Here is a 13,788-nt window from a genome sequence, read left to right as displayed (position 1 = left end):
CCTGCTGCGCTGGACTGACGGTCCACCGGAGCGTACGGCTGGGTCGGCTGGTCCGCGCGGCTGGGGCGGCTGACGGCCGGCCTGGTCCGTTCAGCCGGTTCGGCTCGTGCGGTGGGCGGGGAGTCGCACTGGCGGGGGCGTCGCCGGTCGGTCTCGGTGCCCGCCAGGAGTGGCCGGTGCTCGGTGTCGCGGGTGCGGCGGTACCTGGTGTGGTGCCCTCCCGGGCTCGGTGGGGGCCGGGAGGGCGCGGGGTCAGCCGTTGCGCGGGCTCGGGAAGGCGGTCGGGCGGGGCTCCTCGCGGAGGGTGGGGCTGCCCGCCGTGGGCTGGGTCGGCATCGAGCGGGCGGCGGGGACCGTGGGCACGTTGAGCGTGCGGGTGCCCGACGGCTCGCCCGCGCGCTCGGCGTCGGCGGCCGCCTGGGCGGCGGCGCGGCGAGCGCCGTAACGGCGGTGCACCGCCTGCTTGGTGACACCGAGCGCGGAGCCCACCGCGTCCCACGAGAAGCCGAGCGAGCGGTCGAAGTCCACGGCGGCGGTGACCAGGGTCTCGACGCTGTCCCGGAGTTCCTGGGCGAGGCGGACCGTGGGGGCGGGGGCGCGTCCGTAGACGACGAAGCCGGTGGACGGGCCGGAGCGGCGCGGGCGGTAGACGTTGCCCAACTGGGCGGTGAGCGTGCGCAGTGCGTCCACCTGGCGGCGGACCCGCTCGATGTCCCGCACCAGGAGGTGCAGGCTGGCCCGGGCCTGGGCGTCGTGGGTTGCGTGGTCGGCCATGAACAAGCCTCTCGAACCGGCGTTGAAAGGAACCGGGCCGCTTCAGCCGCCCGGTGTTGGTCAACTCTGTCTTGACCAACGCGTGGGGGCTCCGCTGGTCACGCGGTGGGGGCGTGCGGTGTGTTTTGTACGCCGGTTCTCCCACCCGCGCACCACCCGCCGCCAGTCGGCGGACGGGCCGGGCGGCCGGCGCGGGTTCAGCGCCGTCGGCGGCTGACCGCGGTGTTCGCGGTCGGCGGGGAGGTGGGACGTCCCGGGGCGGGATCGCTCCGCGTACCGGTGCCGGCCCTGTCGCCGCGCTCGCTCCGCGTGCCGGTGCCGGCTCCGGCGTCCGGTCCGGTGCCGGGCATCGGGCCGGTGCCGTCTGCCGGGTTCTCCCGGCGGCATAGACTGGTGCGCTGCCCGTCCGTAGCCGTTTGAGAGGCTCGATCCTGGTTATGAAGCTTGTCTTCGCCGGAACTCCCGAGGTTGCCGTTCCCGCTCTGGACGCGCTGATCGCGTCCGGACGGCATGAGGTGGCCGCCGTGGTCACGCGGCCCGACGCGCCGGCCGGGCGGGGGCGCAGGCTCGTCGCGTCGCCGGTGGCCGAGCGGGCGGTGGAGGCCGGGATCGAGGTGCTGAAGCCGGCCGGCCCGCGCGACCCCGCGTTCCTGGAGCGGCTGAAGGAGATCGGCCCGGACTGCTGCCCGGTCGTCGCCTACGGCGCCCTGCTGCCCCGCGTAGCCCTCGACATCCCGGCCCAGGGCTGGGTGAACCTGCACTTCTCCCTGCTGCCCGCCTGGCGCGGCGCCGCCCCCGTGCAGCACTCGATCATGGCGGGCGACGAGATCACCGGCGCGTCCACCTTCCTCATCGAGGAGGGCCTGGACTCCGGCCCCGTCTACGGCACCGTCACCGAGGTCATCCGCCCCACCGACACCAGCGGCGACCTGCTCACCCGGCTCGCCCTCGCCGGTGCCGGGCTGCTGGAGGCGACCATGGACGGCATCGCGGACGGCACCCTGAAGGCCGTACCGCAGCCCGCCGACGGCATCACCCTCGCGCCGAAGATCACGGTCGAGGACGCGCGCGTCGACTGGGCGGCGCCCGCGCTGCGCGTCGACCGCGTGGTGCGCGGCTGCACGCCCGCGCCGGGTGCCTGGACCGTCTTCCGGGGCGAGCGGCTCAAGCTCGTCCAGGTCGTGCCGGTGCCCGAGCGGACGGACCTCGCGCCCGGGCAGCTCGCCGTCGGGAAGAACAGCGTGCACGTGGGGACGGGTTCGTACGCCGTCGAACTGCTGTGGGTGCAGGCGCAGGGCAAGAAGCCGATGCGCGCCGCCGACTGGGCGCGCGGTGTCCGTATCGCGGAGGGCGAGACGCTCGGCGTCTGAGCGCCCTGAAGAGGAGGGGTGGGGTCCGGCCGACGTAGGGTGGGACCGCACCCCTTTCTTCGTATCCGGAGCACCTTTCTCGTGAGCGAGCAGTCCCGTCGGCCGCAACGGCCCGCCAAGCCCTACCGGCGCCCCCAGAAGGACCCCGTCCGCATCCTCGCCTTCGACGCGCTGCGCGCCGTGGACGAGCGGGACGCGTACGCCAACCTCGTACTGCCCCCGCTGCTGCGCAAGGCTCGCGAGAACGGTGACTTCGACGCGCGGGACGCCGCCCTCGCCACCGAGCTGGTCTACGGCACGCTGCGCCGCCAGGGCACCTACGACGCGATCATCGCCGCCTGCGTGGACCGCCCGCTGCGCGAGGTGGACCCGCCGGTCCTCGACGTGCTCAGCCTCGGCACGCACCAGTTGCTCGGCACCCGTATCCCGACGCACGCCGCCGTCTCCGCCTCCGTCGAGCTGGCCCGCGTGGTGCTCGGCGACGGACGCGCCAAGTTCGTCAACGCCGTGCTGCGCAAGGTGGCCCGGGACGACCTGGACGGCTGGCTGGAGAAGGTCGCGCCGCCGTACGACGACGACCCCGAGGACCACCTCGCCGTGGTCCACTCCCACCCCCGCTGGGTCGTCTCCGCGCTGTGGGACTCCCTGGGCGGTGGCCGCGCGGGCATCGAGGAACTGCTCGCGGCGGACAACGAGCGTCCCGAGGTCACCCTCGTCGCGCGGCCCGGCCGGTCGACCGCCGAGGAGCTGCTGAACGAGGAGGCCGCCGTCCCCGGGCGCTGGTCGCCGTACGCCGTGCGGCTCGCCGAGGGCGGTGAGCCCGGCGCGGTCGAGGCGGTGCGGGAGGGCCGGGCGGGTGTACAGGACGAGGGCAGCCAGCTGGTCGCGCTCGCGCTCGCCAACGCGCCCGTCGAGGGACCGGACGAGATGTGGCTCGACGGCTGTGCGGGACCGGGCGGCAAGGCCGCGCTGCTCGCGGCCCTCGCCGCCGAGCGGGGCGCGTTCCTGCTCGCCTCCGAGAAGCAGCCGCACCGCGCGGGACTGGTGGCGCGGGCGCTGGACGGCAACCCGGGTCCGTACCAGGTCATCGCCGCCGACGGCACCCGGCCGCCCTGGAAGCCGGGCAGCTTCGACCGCGTCCTGGTCGACGTCCCCTGCACCGGTCTCGGCGCCCTGCGGCGCCGCCCCGAGGCCCGCTGGCGCCGCCGTCCCGACGACCTCGAGAGCTTCGCCCCCATCCAGCGGTCCCTCCTGCGCACCGCGCTGGACTCCGTCCGCGTGGGTGGCGTCGTCGGCTACGCCACCTGCTCTCCCCACCTCGCCGAAACCCGGGCGGTCGTCTCCGACGTCCTGAAGCATCACCCCGACGCCGAGCTGATCGACGCCCGCCCTCTCCTTCCCGACGTCCCCCACCTCGGCGAGGGCCCCGACATCCAGCTCTGGCCCCACGTCCACGGCACGGACGCGATGTACCTCGCCCTGATCCGCCGCACCGCCTGACCAGACCTCCGGCCGAGAACGGCACCCCGGGGTGGTGCCGGCCGCCCCTCGCGCGGGCACGCGGTCGCCTTTCGCGCAGTTCCCCGCGCCCCTGAAGCGCCGACCGTTGTCTTTCGGGTGCGGGGGTGTGGAGGCTCGTCAACGCAGTTCCCCGCGCCCCTGGGGTGGCCGATCGTCGTTCTTCGGATGCGGGTGTGCGGTGGTCGCTCGCGCAGTTCCCCGCGCCCCTTGGGGGTGGTGGTCGTGGGCGACTGGCTGCCGGTCCGGCCGGAGATTGGCGCACGAACCCGACGGACCCGCCACCCGACATGCGACCTGCCCTCCCCGCAGGGGGGCGGGGAACTGCGCGACCAGGTCCCACTCACCCGCACCAGACGAGCGACGCTCACCGCCCCGGAAGGGGCGCGGGGAACTGCGCGAAAGGCCACCAGGCACCCGCACCCGAAGACCGACCCCCCCCTCGCGACAGGCCCCCACGCCCCCGCACCCGAAGAAGCGACGCCCCCACCCCAGGCCCGCCCCCCAAACCCCCGGAGGGACATGGCAGGCTTGAGACCATGGCCGCTCAGATCAACCCCAGCATCCTGTCCGCAGACTTCGCCCGCCTCGCCGACGAGGCGAAGGCGGTCGAGGGCGCCGACTATCTGCACGTCGACGTCATGGACAACCACTTCGTCCCGAACCTCACGCTCGGCACCCCCGTCGTGGAGTCCCTGGCCCGCGCCACGGACATCCCGCTGGACTGCCACCTGATGATCGAGGACCCCGACCGCTGGGCCCCGCAGTACGTGGAGGCGGGCGCCTCCTCGGTCACCTTCCACGTGGAGGCGGCCCGCGCCCCGATCCGGCTCGCGCGCGAGATCCGTGCCAAGGGGGCCCGCGCCTCCATGGCGCTCAAGCCCGCGACGCCCGTCGAGTCCTACGAGGACATCCTCCCGGAACTCGACATGCTGCTGATCATGACGGTCGAGCCCGGCTTCGGCGGCCAGGCGTTCCTGGACATCACGCTGCCGAAGATCCGCCGTACCCGTGAGCTGATCGCCAAGCACGGACTGCAGATGTGGCTCCAGGTGGACGGCGGTGTCTCGGCCGAGACGATCGAGCGGTGCGCCGAGGCAGGGGCCGATGTGTTCGTCGCCGGGTCGGCCGTCTACGGCGCCGCCGACCCCGCCGAGGCCGTGCGCGCGCTGCGCGCGCAGGCGGACCGGGCCATCGCGGATTCGACCTGGGCGCACGGCCACTGAGCCACGGTTGCGTGAACGGTTGACGGAAGGCGCCCATCAGGGCGGATGAGCCGCGCCGAATCTGCGAGGATGAACGGCGAATCAGAGTGTGTGCACAGCAGTGAGGAGATCGCCGTGTCGGGTATGTCGGCGGGCCGGACAGCCATGCGGATGGGGCCCGCTGAGCTGGTGCAGGCGGCGGCCATGGCCCGTCGCTTCTACCTCGAGGGCAAATCCAAGATCCAGATCGCCGAGGAGTTCGGCGTGAGCCGCTTCAAGGTGGCCCGGGTCCTGGAGACCGCCCTGGAGAGGGATCTCGTGCGGATCGAGATCCGGGTGCCGGCCGAACTGGACGCCGAGCGCTCCGACGCGCTGCGCGCCCGCTACGGGCTGCGGCACGCCGTGGTCGTGGAGTCCCCGGCCGAGGCCGAGGAGACCCCGGACCCGGAGAACCTCGGCGAGGTGGCGGCGGACCTGCTCGGCGAGCTGGTGGACGAGGGGGACGTGCTCGGGCTCGCCTGGGGCCGCTCCACCATCCACATGGCCGCGGCCCTCGACCGGCTGCCGCCGTGCACGGTGGTGCAGCTCACGGGCGTGTACGACGCCGGGACCGCCGAGCGCGGCTCCGTCGAGGCCGTCCGCCGGGCCGCGCAGGTCTCGGGCGGCGACGCGCACCCGATCTACGCGCCGATGCTGCTGCCCGACGAGGCCACCGCGGCCGCGCTGCGCAACCAGACCGGGATCGCCCGCGCCTTCGAGTACTTCGACAAGGTCACGGTCGCCTGCGTCTCCATCGGCTCCTGGGAGCCGGGCATCTCGACCGTGCACGACATGCTCAGCGACGAGGAGCGGGCGCACTACGCCTCGCTCGGGGTCGCCGCCGAGATGTCCGCGCACCTCTTCGACGCCGAGGGCCGCCGGATCGGGCGCGACCTGGGGGAGCGGTGCATCACGGTCAAGACCGACCAGTTGCGCCGTATCCCCGAGGTCGTGGCCATCGCGGGCGGCCAGCGCAAGGCACCGGCGATCGACGCGGTGCTGCGCTCCGGTCTCGTCACCAGCCTGGTCACGGACACCTCGGCCGCGGACTACCTGCTCACCGCGGGTCCCACCCCGAAGGCCGCGCTCAGCCGCGCGGACCCCGACGGCTCCTGACGAAACCGACGGTCCGTCCCCGCCCGGGGGCGGACCGTGGGAGCATCGTCGGCATGTTGTCGCGGTTCGTCCCCCGGCGGCCCGCCCGGCGCGCATCCCGCGCGCCGCGGGCGCCGCTGCCTCTCGTCCCCCGTCTGTTCGCGGGGCTGCTCGCCGTCCTCGCCGTCCTGCTCGCCGGGTGCGCGGACCCCGGCACCGCCACCGCCCCGCCGACCGTCTCGCGCTCGGCCACGCCGTCGGCCTCCGCACCGGGCACCACGGCCGCCGCCACGCCGTCGTGGGCCAAGGGCATGGCCACCGTGCCGGAGTCCCGGCTGCCCGTCGAGGCCCGGCGCACCCTGGCCCTGATCGACAAGGGCGGCCCCTACCCCTACGCACGGGACGGCATCGTCTTCGGCAACTACGAGGGGCTGCTGCCCCGGCACCAGCGCGGCTACTACCACGAGTACACCGTGCCCACCCCCAACTCCCGCACGCGGGGCGCCCGGCGCCTCATCACCGGGCAGGGCACCGAGTTCTACTACACCGACGATCACTACAACTCGTTCCGGGCGGTGCTGAGATGAGCGAAGACCTGGCGGACCGTTACGCGGTCACCCTGGATCTGGCGGGCGTCACCGACAAGACGGGTCTGATGGAGCGGGCGGCCCACGCGCTCGACCTTCCCGAGTGGTTCGGCCGCAACTGGGACGCGCTGCTCGACTCCCTGTGCGACACCACGGTCTGGCCGACCCCTGCCGTCGAGCGCGGGCTGCTGGTCGTCGTACGCGGCTGGCACACCTTCGCCGAGAAGAACCCGCGCGAGTGGCGCATCGCGAGCGACGTCCTCTCCGAGGCGGTCGACCGCACCTTCCTGCTCGACGTGATGCTGGCGCTTGGAGGAAACGCCCACCCCTGACCGGTGACCCTGGAGGTTCCGTGAGGGTATGACCGGGGACCTCCCATGGGAGAATGAAGTACGTGCTCTTTTCCCTCCGGCGCACCCGTCGGGGGGTCACCTCTGATCGACTGGGATGTGCGGCACGTGCGTTTCCTCAATGACATCCGGCCCGCGTACGACCTCACGTACGACGACGTGTTCATGGTTCCGAGCCGCTCCGCCGTGGGCTCGCGGCAGGGAGTGGACCTCGCCTCGCCGGACGGGACGGGTACGACCATCCCGCTGGTCGTCGCCAACATGACCGCCATCGCCGGCCGCCGCATGGCCGAGACGGTCGCCCGGCGCGGTGGCCTGGTGGTCATCCCGCAGGACATCCCGATCGACGTGGTCACCGACGTCGTCTCCTGGGTCAAGAGCCGCCATCTGGTGCTGGACACCCCGATCGTGCTCTCCCCGCAGCAGACCGTCGCCGACGCGCTGGCCCTGCTGTCCAAGCGCGCGCACAACGCCGGTGTCGTCGTGGACGAGGACTACCGCCCCGTCGGTGTCGTCACCGACCAGGACCTGACCGGTGTCGACCGGTTCACCCAGCTCGAAGTCGTCATGGCCAAGGACCTGTTGCTGCTGGACGCGGACATCGACCCGCGCGAGGCGTTCAACACCCTGGACGGCGCGAACCGGCGCTACGCCCCGGCGGTCGACGGCGAGGGCCGGCTCGCGGGCATCCTCACCCGCAAGGGCGCGCTGCGCGCCACGCTGTACACCCCGGCCGTGGACGCCAAGGGCCGGCTGCGCATCGCGGCCGCCGTCGGCATCAACGGCGACGTGGCGGGCAAGGCCAAGCAACTGCTCGACGCGGGCGTGGACACGCTCGTCATCGACACCGCGCACGGCCACCAGGAGTCGATGATCAACGCGGTGCGCACGGTGCGCGGGCTCGACCCGGAGGTGCCGATCGTCGCGGGCAACATCGTCTCCGCCGAGGGCGTGCGGGACCTGGTCGAGGCGGGCGCGGACATCATCAAGGTCGGTGTCGGACCGGGCGCCATGTGCACCACCCGCATGATGACCGGCGTGGGCCGCCCGCAGTTCTCCGCCGTGCTCGAATGCGCCGCCGAGGCGCGGAAGTTCGGCAAGCACGTGTGGGCCGACGGCGGTGTCCGCCACCCTCGCGACGTGGCCATGGCCCTCGCGGCCGGTGCCTCCAACGTGATGGTCGGCTCCTGGTTCGCGGGCACCTACGAGTCCCCGGGCGACCTCCAGCAGGACGCGAAGGGCCTCTTCTACAAGGAGTCCTTCGGCATGGCCTCCGCGCGCGCCGTGCGCAACCGCACCTCGGAGGAGTCGGCGTACGACCGTGCCCGCAAGGCGCTCTTCGAGGAGGGCATCTCCACCTCCCGCATGTACCTCGACCCGGCCCGTCCGGGCGTCGAGGACCTGATCGACTCGATCATCGCGGGCGTCCGCTCCTCCTGCACCTACGCCGGCGCCGCCTCCCTGGAGGAGTTCGCCGACAAGGCCATCGTCGGCATCCAGAGCGCGGCGGGCTACGCCGAGGGCAAGCCCCTGCACGCGAGCTGGAACTGACGTCAGTTTCCCGCGTACGGCCCCCGTTGCCCCGACCCGGGCGGCGGGGGCCGTCGTATGCCGTCAGGGGCGCAGGCGCGCCGCGGCCGCGAGCCATGTCCGAGGCGTCCGTGCAACGGTCCGACGTCCGCGCGCAACGAATGGTCACCCTGCCGGGATGAACGCAATGATCTTGCGGCCATGCGCAAGGCCGGTGCATTACGCCCGTGAAGGCCCAGCTCATAGGGTGCTGCGCAACACGTGGCGTGGCGGGGACTCCGCTCGGTGGTTCCCCGCAGCAGTGCACGGGGGCTGCCGCCGCTGCCCGCGGACCCCGACCGGCAGCGACAAGGAGCCAGCACGTGCTCGACCAAGGCGCACCCCCGCAGAACCGCACAGAGACCGGCCCGGCGTCCCCCGGCGTCGCCGCGCGCCTGATGCGCCGCAAGCCCGTGGAGAGCCTGGTCGCCGAGGGAGGTCAGGGCGAGGGCGGCGCGCTGCGGCGCTCGCTGGGCCTGTGGCAGCTCACCATGATCAGCATCGGCGCCACCCTGGGCACCGGCATCTTCGTGGTCCTCGGCCAGGCCGTTCCCAAGGCCGGCCCCGCCGTCACCCTGTCCTTCGTGATCGCGGGCCTCACGGCGCTGTTCTCGGCCCTGTCGTACGCCGAACTGGCGGGCACCATCCCGGTCTCCGGCTCCTCGTACTCGTACGCCTACGCGACCATGGGCGAACTCGTCGCCTGGGTCTGCGGCTGGTGTCTGCTCCTCGAGTACGGCGTCTCGGTCGCCGCCGTGGCCGTCGGCTGGGGCGAGTACCTCAACGAACTGCTCGACGGCACCCTCGGCGTCACCATCCCGGACGCCCTGTCCGCCCCGCCCGGTGACGGCGGCGTCTTCAACCTGCCCGCACTGATCGTCGTGCTGATCGCCATGGTGTTCCTGATCGGCGGCGCGAAGGAGTCGGCACGCGCCAACACCGTCATGGTGTGTGTGAAGATCGCCGCCCTCGTGCTGTTCTGCGCCGTCGGTGTGCAGGGCTTCCGGTCCGGCAACTACCAGCCCTTCATGCCGCTCGGCATGGCGGGCGTCAGCGCGGCGGGGGCGACGCTCTTCTTCTCGTACATCGGTTTCGACGCGGCGTCGACGGCCGGCGAGGAGGCGAAGAACGCGCAGCGCGACCTGCCGCGCGCGATCATGCTGTCGCTGGTCATCGTGACCGCGCTGTACGTCCTCGTCGCGGCCGTCGCCGTCGGCGCCAGGCCCTGGCGGCGTTTCCACGACTCCGAGGCCGCGCTCGCCCGGATCATGCGCGACGTGACCGGACAGAGTTTCTGGGGCACCCTGCTCGCCGCCTGCGCCGTCGTCGCCATCGCGAGCGTCGTCCTGACCGTCCTCTACGGCCAGACCCGCATCCTCTTCGCCATGGCGCGCGACGGGCTCGTGCCCAAGGTCTTCGCCAAGGTCCACCCGAAGACCGGTACGCCCCGTGCCAACACCGTGATCGTGTCGCTGTTCTGCGGGGTGCTCGCCGCCGCGATCCCGCTGGGCCAGCTCGCGGACGCCACCAGCATCGGCACGCTGTTCGCCTTCGCGCTGGTCAATGTCGCGGTCGTGGTGCTGCGCCGGACCCGCCCGGACATGGCCCGTACCTTCCGTGTCCCGCTGTCGCCGGTCCTGCCCGCGCTGGGCTTCGCCTTCTGCGTCTGGATGATGGGCAGCCTCTCGGCCGTCACCTGGGTGGTCTTCGGTGCCTGGATGGCGGCCGGGCTCGTGTTCTACTTCGTGTACGGCTACCGCCGTTCCCGTCTCGCAGGCCAGGACGTCGTGACGGCGGAGCAGTGACTTTCCCGAAGACCGGACCGAAGAAGTGAACGACCCGCAGTGCTGAACGATCTCGACGAACGCATCGTGCACGCCCTCGCCGAGGACGCCCGCCGCTCCTACGCGGACATCGGGCAGTCGGTCGGGCTGTCCGCGCCCGCCGTCAAGCGCCGGGTGGACCGGCTGCGGGCCACCGGAGCCATCACCGGGTTCACCGTGCGGGTGGACCCGGCGGCGCTCGGCTGGGAGACCGAGGGGTACATCGAGATCTACTGCCGCAGCAACACCTCGCCGGAGACGATCCAGCGGGGCCTGGAGCGGTACCAGGAGGTCGTCGCCGCGTCGACCGTCACCGGGGACGCCGACGCCATCGCGCAGGTCTTCGCCTCGGACATGCGGCACTTCGAGCGGGTCTTGGAGCGGATCGCCGGGGAGCCCTTCGTGGAGCGCACCAAGTCGGTGCTCGTGCTCTCGCCGCTGCTGCGGAGGTTCTCCTCGGGGGCGCCGGCCTGACAGCCCGCCCGCAGGTGTTACCCGAGGTAACCGTTGCGGTCCGCTGGGTGATCGCGTAGGTTGTCCCGCGCTTTGTACCGAGCGGTAACCCCATAGGTGACCAAGCAGGTGACACATGCGCCGGTTCCGCCGTCCCACCACCGTCCGCGCGCGGATCGTTGCGCTCGCCCTGGCTCCGGCCGTCGCGCTGATGGCGCTGTGGGGCTTCGCCATGGTGTCCGTCACCGGTGAGTTACGCGCCCTGATCCGCCTCCAGGGCGTGTACGTGGACTACGGAAGCCCCGTGGACACCGCCGTCGGGCAGATCCAGATCGAGCGCCGGATGTCCGCCGCCTACCTCGGCACCCCGCGCGAGCGCGCCGACCCCGGCGACCTGCTCGCCCAGCAGCGCCGCACCGACCGTGCCGTGGCCGACATGCGCCACGCCCTCGCGAGCGGCGACCTCGACCGGCTCACGGCCCGCCAGCGCAAGACCCTCGGCACCATGACCGCCGCGACCGGCAAGCTCGACGGACTGCGCCGCCAGGTCCTGGAGCGCCACCTCACCTGGGACCGCGCCGTCACCGCGTACAGCGCCCTCGTCGAGCCCGGGTTCGCCGTCCAGTCCGCGCTCACCGCCCTCCAGGCCGGGCAGCTCGCGCGCGAGTCCCAGACGGTCGTCGAGCTCGTCCGGGTGCGGGAGTTCGTCTCCCGCGAGGACGCCCTCGTCGCCGGGGCGCGCGCGGAGGGCGGGCTGACCGGGCGGCAGTACGACACCCTCACCGCGACCATCGAGGACCGGCGCGTCTTCGAGCGGACCTATGTGCCCGACCTGCCCGCCCCGGCGCGGGACCGGTTCCGGCGGTTCCAGCAGGGGGACCTGCACCGCTCGCTGGTGCGCGGCGAGGACGCGCTGCTGCGGGCCGGGGCGGCCGGTGCCGGTGCCGCCGTCGCGGCCGACACCTGGCGCTCGGTCACCGACCGCGCCGTCATCCGTTACCGGGAGCTGTGCGTCGCCGCCGCCAAGGACTCCGCCGCGCGCGGCCGGGCGTTCGCCTACGCGGAGCTGACCAAGGCGGCCGTCGTCGGCGTGGCCGGACTGGCCGCCGTCGCGCTGTCCCTGTGGCTGGCCGTGCGCGGCGCCCGGCGCGTCTCCCGACGCCTGGAGCGGCTGCGGGACGCCGCCGACCTGCTCAGTGCCCGCCAACTGCCGGACGTGATGCGCCGCTTGAGCGCCGGTGAGCAGGTCGACGCGGCCGCCGAGGCACCCCCGCTGGCCGCCGACGACGTACGCGACGACGAGATCGGGCAGGTCGGCCGGTCCTTCAACGCCGCCCGGCTCGCCGCCGTGGAAGCCGCCGTCACCCAAGCCACCCTGCGTCGCGGCCTGTTCGCGGTGCTGCTCAACATCGCCCGTCGCAACCAGGCGCTCGTGCACCGGCAGTTGAAGCTCGTCGACACCCTGGAGCGCAGCACCGAGGACCCCGAACTGCTGCGCCGTCTCTTCCTCATCGACCACCTCACCACCCGGATGCGGCGGCACGCGGAGAGCCTGATCATCCTCTCCGGGGCGACGCCGGGGCGCCGTTGGCGCGGTCCGGTGCCCCTCGCGGACGTCGTCGCCTCGGCGGTGAGCGAGATCGAGGCGTACGAACGCGTGGTGGTGCCGCCCCTGCCCGACCTCGGCATCGCGGCGGACGCCGTCGCCGACGTGGTCCACCTCGTCGCCGAACTCCTGGAGAACGCCACCGGGTTCTCGCCCCCGCACACCGAGGTCACCCTCCGCACCGCACGGGTGGGCGACGGCTTCGCCCTGGAGATCGACGACCGGGGCCTCGGTCTCGACGCCGTCCACCGCGAGGAGGCTCACCGCACCCTCACCGCCCCCGACGCCTTCGACCCCACCCGCCACGACCGCCTCGGCCTCTACGTGGTCGGCCGCCTGGCAGCCCGCCACGGCATCGAGGTGCGCCTCCGGGACTCCCCGTACGGGGGGACGACGGCGTCGGTGCTGCTGCCGGCCGCCGTGCTGGCGGAGGTGGAGCCGGTGGGTACGGCGGGGGTCGCCGGGGCACGGGCGATACGGGAAGCCGGTGGGCGCCGCGGCGCCGGAGGCGGGGGCCGGCCAGGCGCGGGAGGACGTGACATGGACGAGGCGGACGACGACGTGACCGGAGCCGGAGCCGGAGCGGGAGCCGGTGGCCGTGGCCGGGGCAGTGGCGGGGGTGTGAGCGGGGTGTCTGCGCTGCCGGCCGGACCCCGCGTCTCGCCCCCGCGCCCGCCCGACGCCCGCCGGGTGCCGTCCGGCGCCCCCGCGCTCCCCACCCGCGTCCGTCAGGCGTCCCTCGCCCGCGAGCTGCGCGAGGAGCCGCCGCCAAAGACGCCGGACACCGCCGCAGACCCCGAGGAGATGCGCGCGATCTTCGGTGCCTTCCAGCGCGGCCGGGACCTGGGTCGGCAGGGCTCCGAAACACCCACGGAGCCCGGCGCCCCGGCCCCGGCACCCCGCCCCGCACCCCGTGACCACGCGAGCGCCCACGCCGACGAAAGGATGGACACCGACGATGTACGGTGACGACCGCAACGCCCAGAGCCCGGCGGTGCCCGAGGGAGTGCCCGGGACGGACCTCGGCTGGCTGCTCGACGACCTCGTGGCGCGCACCGACCATGTGCGGCAGGCCGTGCTGCTCACCGCCGACGGGCTCGCGCTGAGCTGCTCGGAGGGCATGAGGCGGCGCGACATCGAGCACCTCGCCGCCGTCTGCTCCGGCTTGCACGGGCTGGCCCGCTCGGCGGGGGAGAGGTTCGGCACCGGGCGGATACGGCAGACCATGGTCATGCTGGAGGACGCCTACCTCTTCATCACCCCCGCGGGGCACGGCAGCCGCCTCGCCGTCCTCAGCGAGGCCCGCAGCGACGTCGGACAGCTCGGCCACGAGATGGCCCTGCTGGTGCGCAGACTCGGCCGCCACCTGGACGCCGCGACCCGCTCGGCCTCCTGACCC

The 13,788-nt window shown here is 73.4% G+C and carries 12 protein-coding genes; 11 read left to right on the top strand and 1 reads right to left on the bottom strand.

Annotation, left to right across the window (positions count from 1 at the left end):
* Positions 1-252: 252 nt before the first annotated feature.
* A complete protein-coding gene (locus tag ACWEEU_RS19840; RefSeq protein ID WP_385745334.1) occupies positions 253-774 on the bottom strand; it encodes a hypothetical protein in 522 nt (173 codons plus the stop codon).
* A 437-nt stretch (positions 775-1,211) separates the two neighbouring features.
* On the opposite strand from ACWEEU_RS19840, the gene fmt reads away from it, so the two are divergent.
* The 11 genes from fmt to ACWEEU_RS19785 all read left to right on the top strand — a co-directional run bounded on the left by fmt (position 1,212) and on the right by ACWEEU_RS19785 (position 13,785).
* Positions 1,212-2,144 (top strand): methionyl-tRNA formyltransferase, encoded by a 933-nt coding sequence (fmt, locus tag ACWEEU_RS19835; RefSeq protein WP_385745332.1) that lies wholly within the window; start codon positions 1,212-1,214, stop codon positions 2,142-2,144.
* An 81-nt stretch (positions 2,145-2,225) separates the two neighbouring features.
* Complete coding sequence (locus tag ACWEEU_RS19830; protein ID WP_385745331.1) at positions 2,226-3,644, top strand: RsmB/NOP family class I SAM-dependent RNA methyltransferase; 1,419 nt, start codon at positions 2,226-2,228, stop codon at positions 3,642-3,644.
* A gap of 557 nt (positions 3,645-4,201) precedes the next feature.
* Positions 4,202-4,888, top strand: a complete 687-nt coding sequence (gene rpe, locus ACWEEU_RS19825; RefSeq protein ID WP_385745329.1) for a ribulose-phosphate 3-epimerase — start codon at positions 4,202-4,204, stop codon at positions 4,886-4,888.
* A 90-nt stretch (positions 4,889-4,978) separates the two neighbouring features.
* Positions 4,979-6,022 carry a sugar-binding transcriptional regulator gene (locus ACWEEU_RS19820; RefSeq protein ID WP_161181958.1) on the top strand — a complete coding sequence of 348 codons (1,044 nt, stop codon included), beginning with the start codon at positions 4,979-4,981 and terminating at the stop codon, positions 6,020-6,022.
* A gap of 53 nt (positions 6,023-6,075) precedes the next feature.
* Entirely contained in the window at positions 6,076-6,588 is a 513-nt protein-coding gene (locus ACWEEU_RS19815; RefSeq protein WP_451733921.1) for a ribonuclease domain-containing protein, read from the top strand.
* Positions 6,585-6,920 (top strand): barstar family protein, encoded by a 336-nt coding sequence (locus tag ACWEEU_RS19810; RefSeq protein ID WP_451733919.1) that lies wholly within the window; start codon positions 6,585-6,587, stop codon positions 6,918-6,920. The genes ACWEEU_RS19815 and ACWEEU_RS19810 overlap by 4 nt, the downstream gene beginning before the upstream one ends.
* A gap of 126 nt (positions 6,921-7,046) precedes the next feature.
* Positions 7,047-8,489 carry a GuaB1 family IMP dehydrogenase-related protein gene (locus tag ACWEEU_RS19805; protein WP_385745323.1) on the top strand — a complete coding sequence of 481 codons (1,443 nt, stop codon included), beginning with the start codon at positions 7,047-7,049 and terminating at the stop codon, positions 8,487-8,489.
* A gap of 341 nt (positions 8,490-8,830) precedes the next feature.
* The gene (locus ACWEEU_RS19800; RefSeq protein WP_385745321.1) at positions 8,831-10,312 is read left to right on the top strand and encodes an amino acid permease; all 1,482 of its coding nucleotides are present in this window, start codon (positions 8,831-8,833) and stop codon (positions 10,310-10,312) included.
* Between the two features lie 39 nt (positions 10,313-10,351).
* Positions 10,352-10,804: an Lrp/AsnC family transcriptional regulator gene (locus tag ACWEEU_RS19795; RefSeq protein WP_018548984.1), complete on the top strand. Its 453-nt coding sequence runs from the start codon at positions 10,352-10,354 to the stop codon at positions 10,802-10,804.
* Between the two features lie 115 nt (positions 10,805-10,919).
* Positions 10,920-13,358, top strand: coding sequence for a sensor histidine kinase (locus ACWEEU_RS19790; protein ID WP_451733916.1), 2,439 nt, complete (start codon positions 10,920-10,922; stop codon positions 13,356-13,358).
* Positions 13,348-13,785: a roadblock/LC7 domain-containing protein gene (locus ACWEEU_RS19785; protein WP_361782241.1), complete on the top strand. Its 438-nt coding sequence runs from the start codon at positions 13,348-13,350 to the stop codon at positions 13,783-13,785. The genes ACWEEU_RS19790 and ACWEEU_RS19785 overlap by 11 nt, the downstream gene beginning before the upstream one ends.
* Positions 13,786-13,788 lie beyond the last annotated feature (3 nt).

The organism is Streptomyces sp. NPDC005004 (assembly GCF_053600675.1).
The sequence above is the reverse complement of the archived record's forward strand: the minus strand, read 5'-3'. Positions and strand labels throughout refer to the sequence as shown.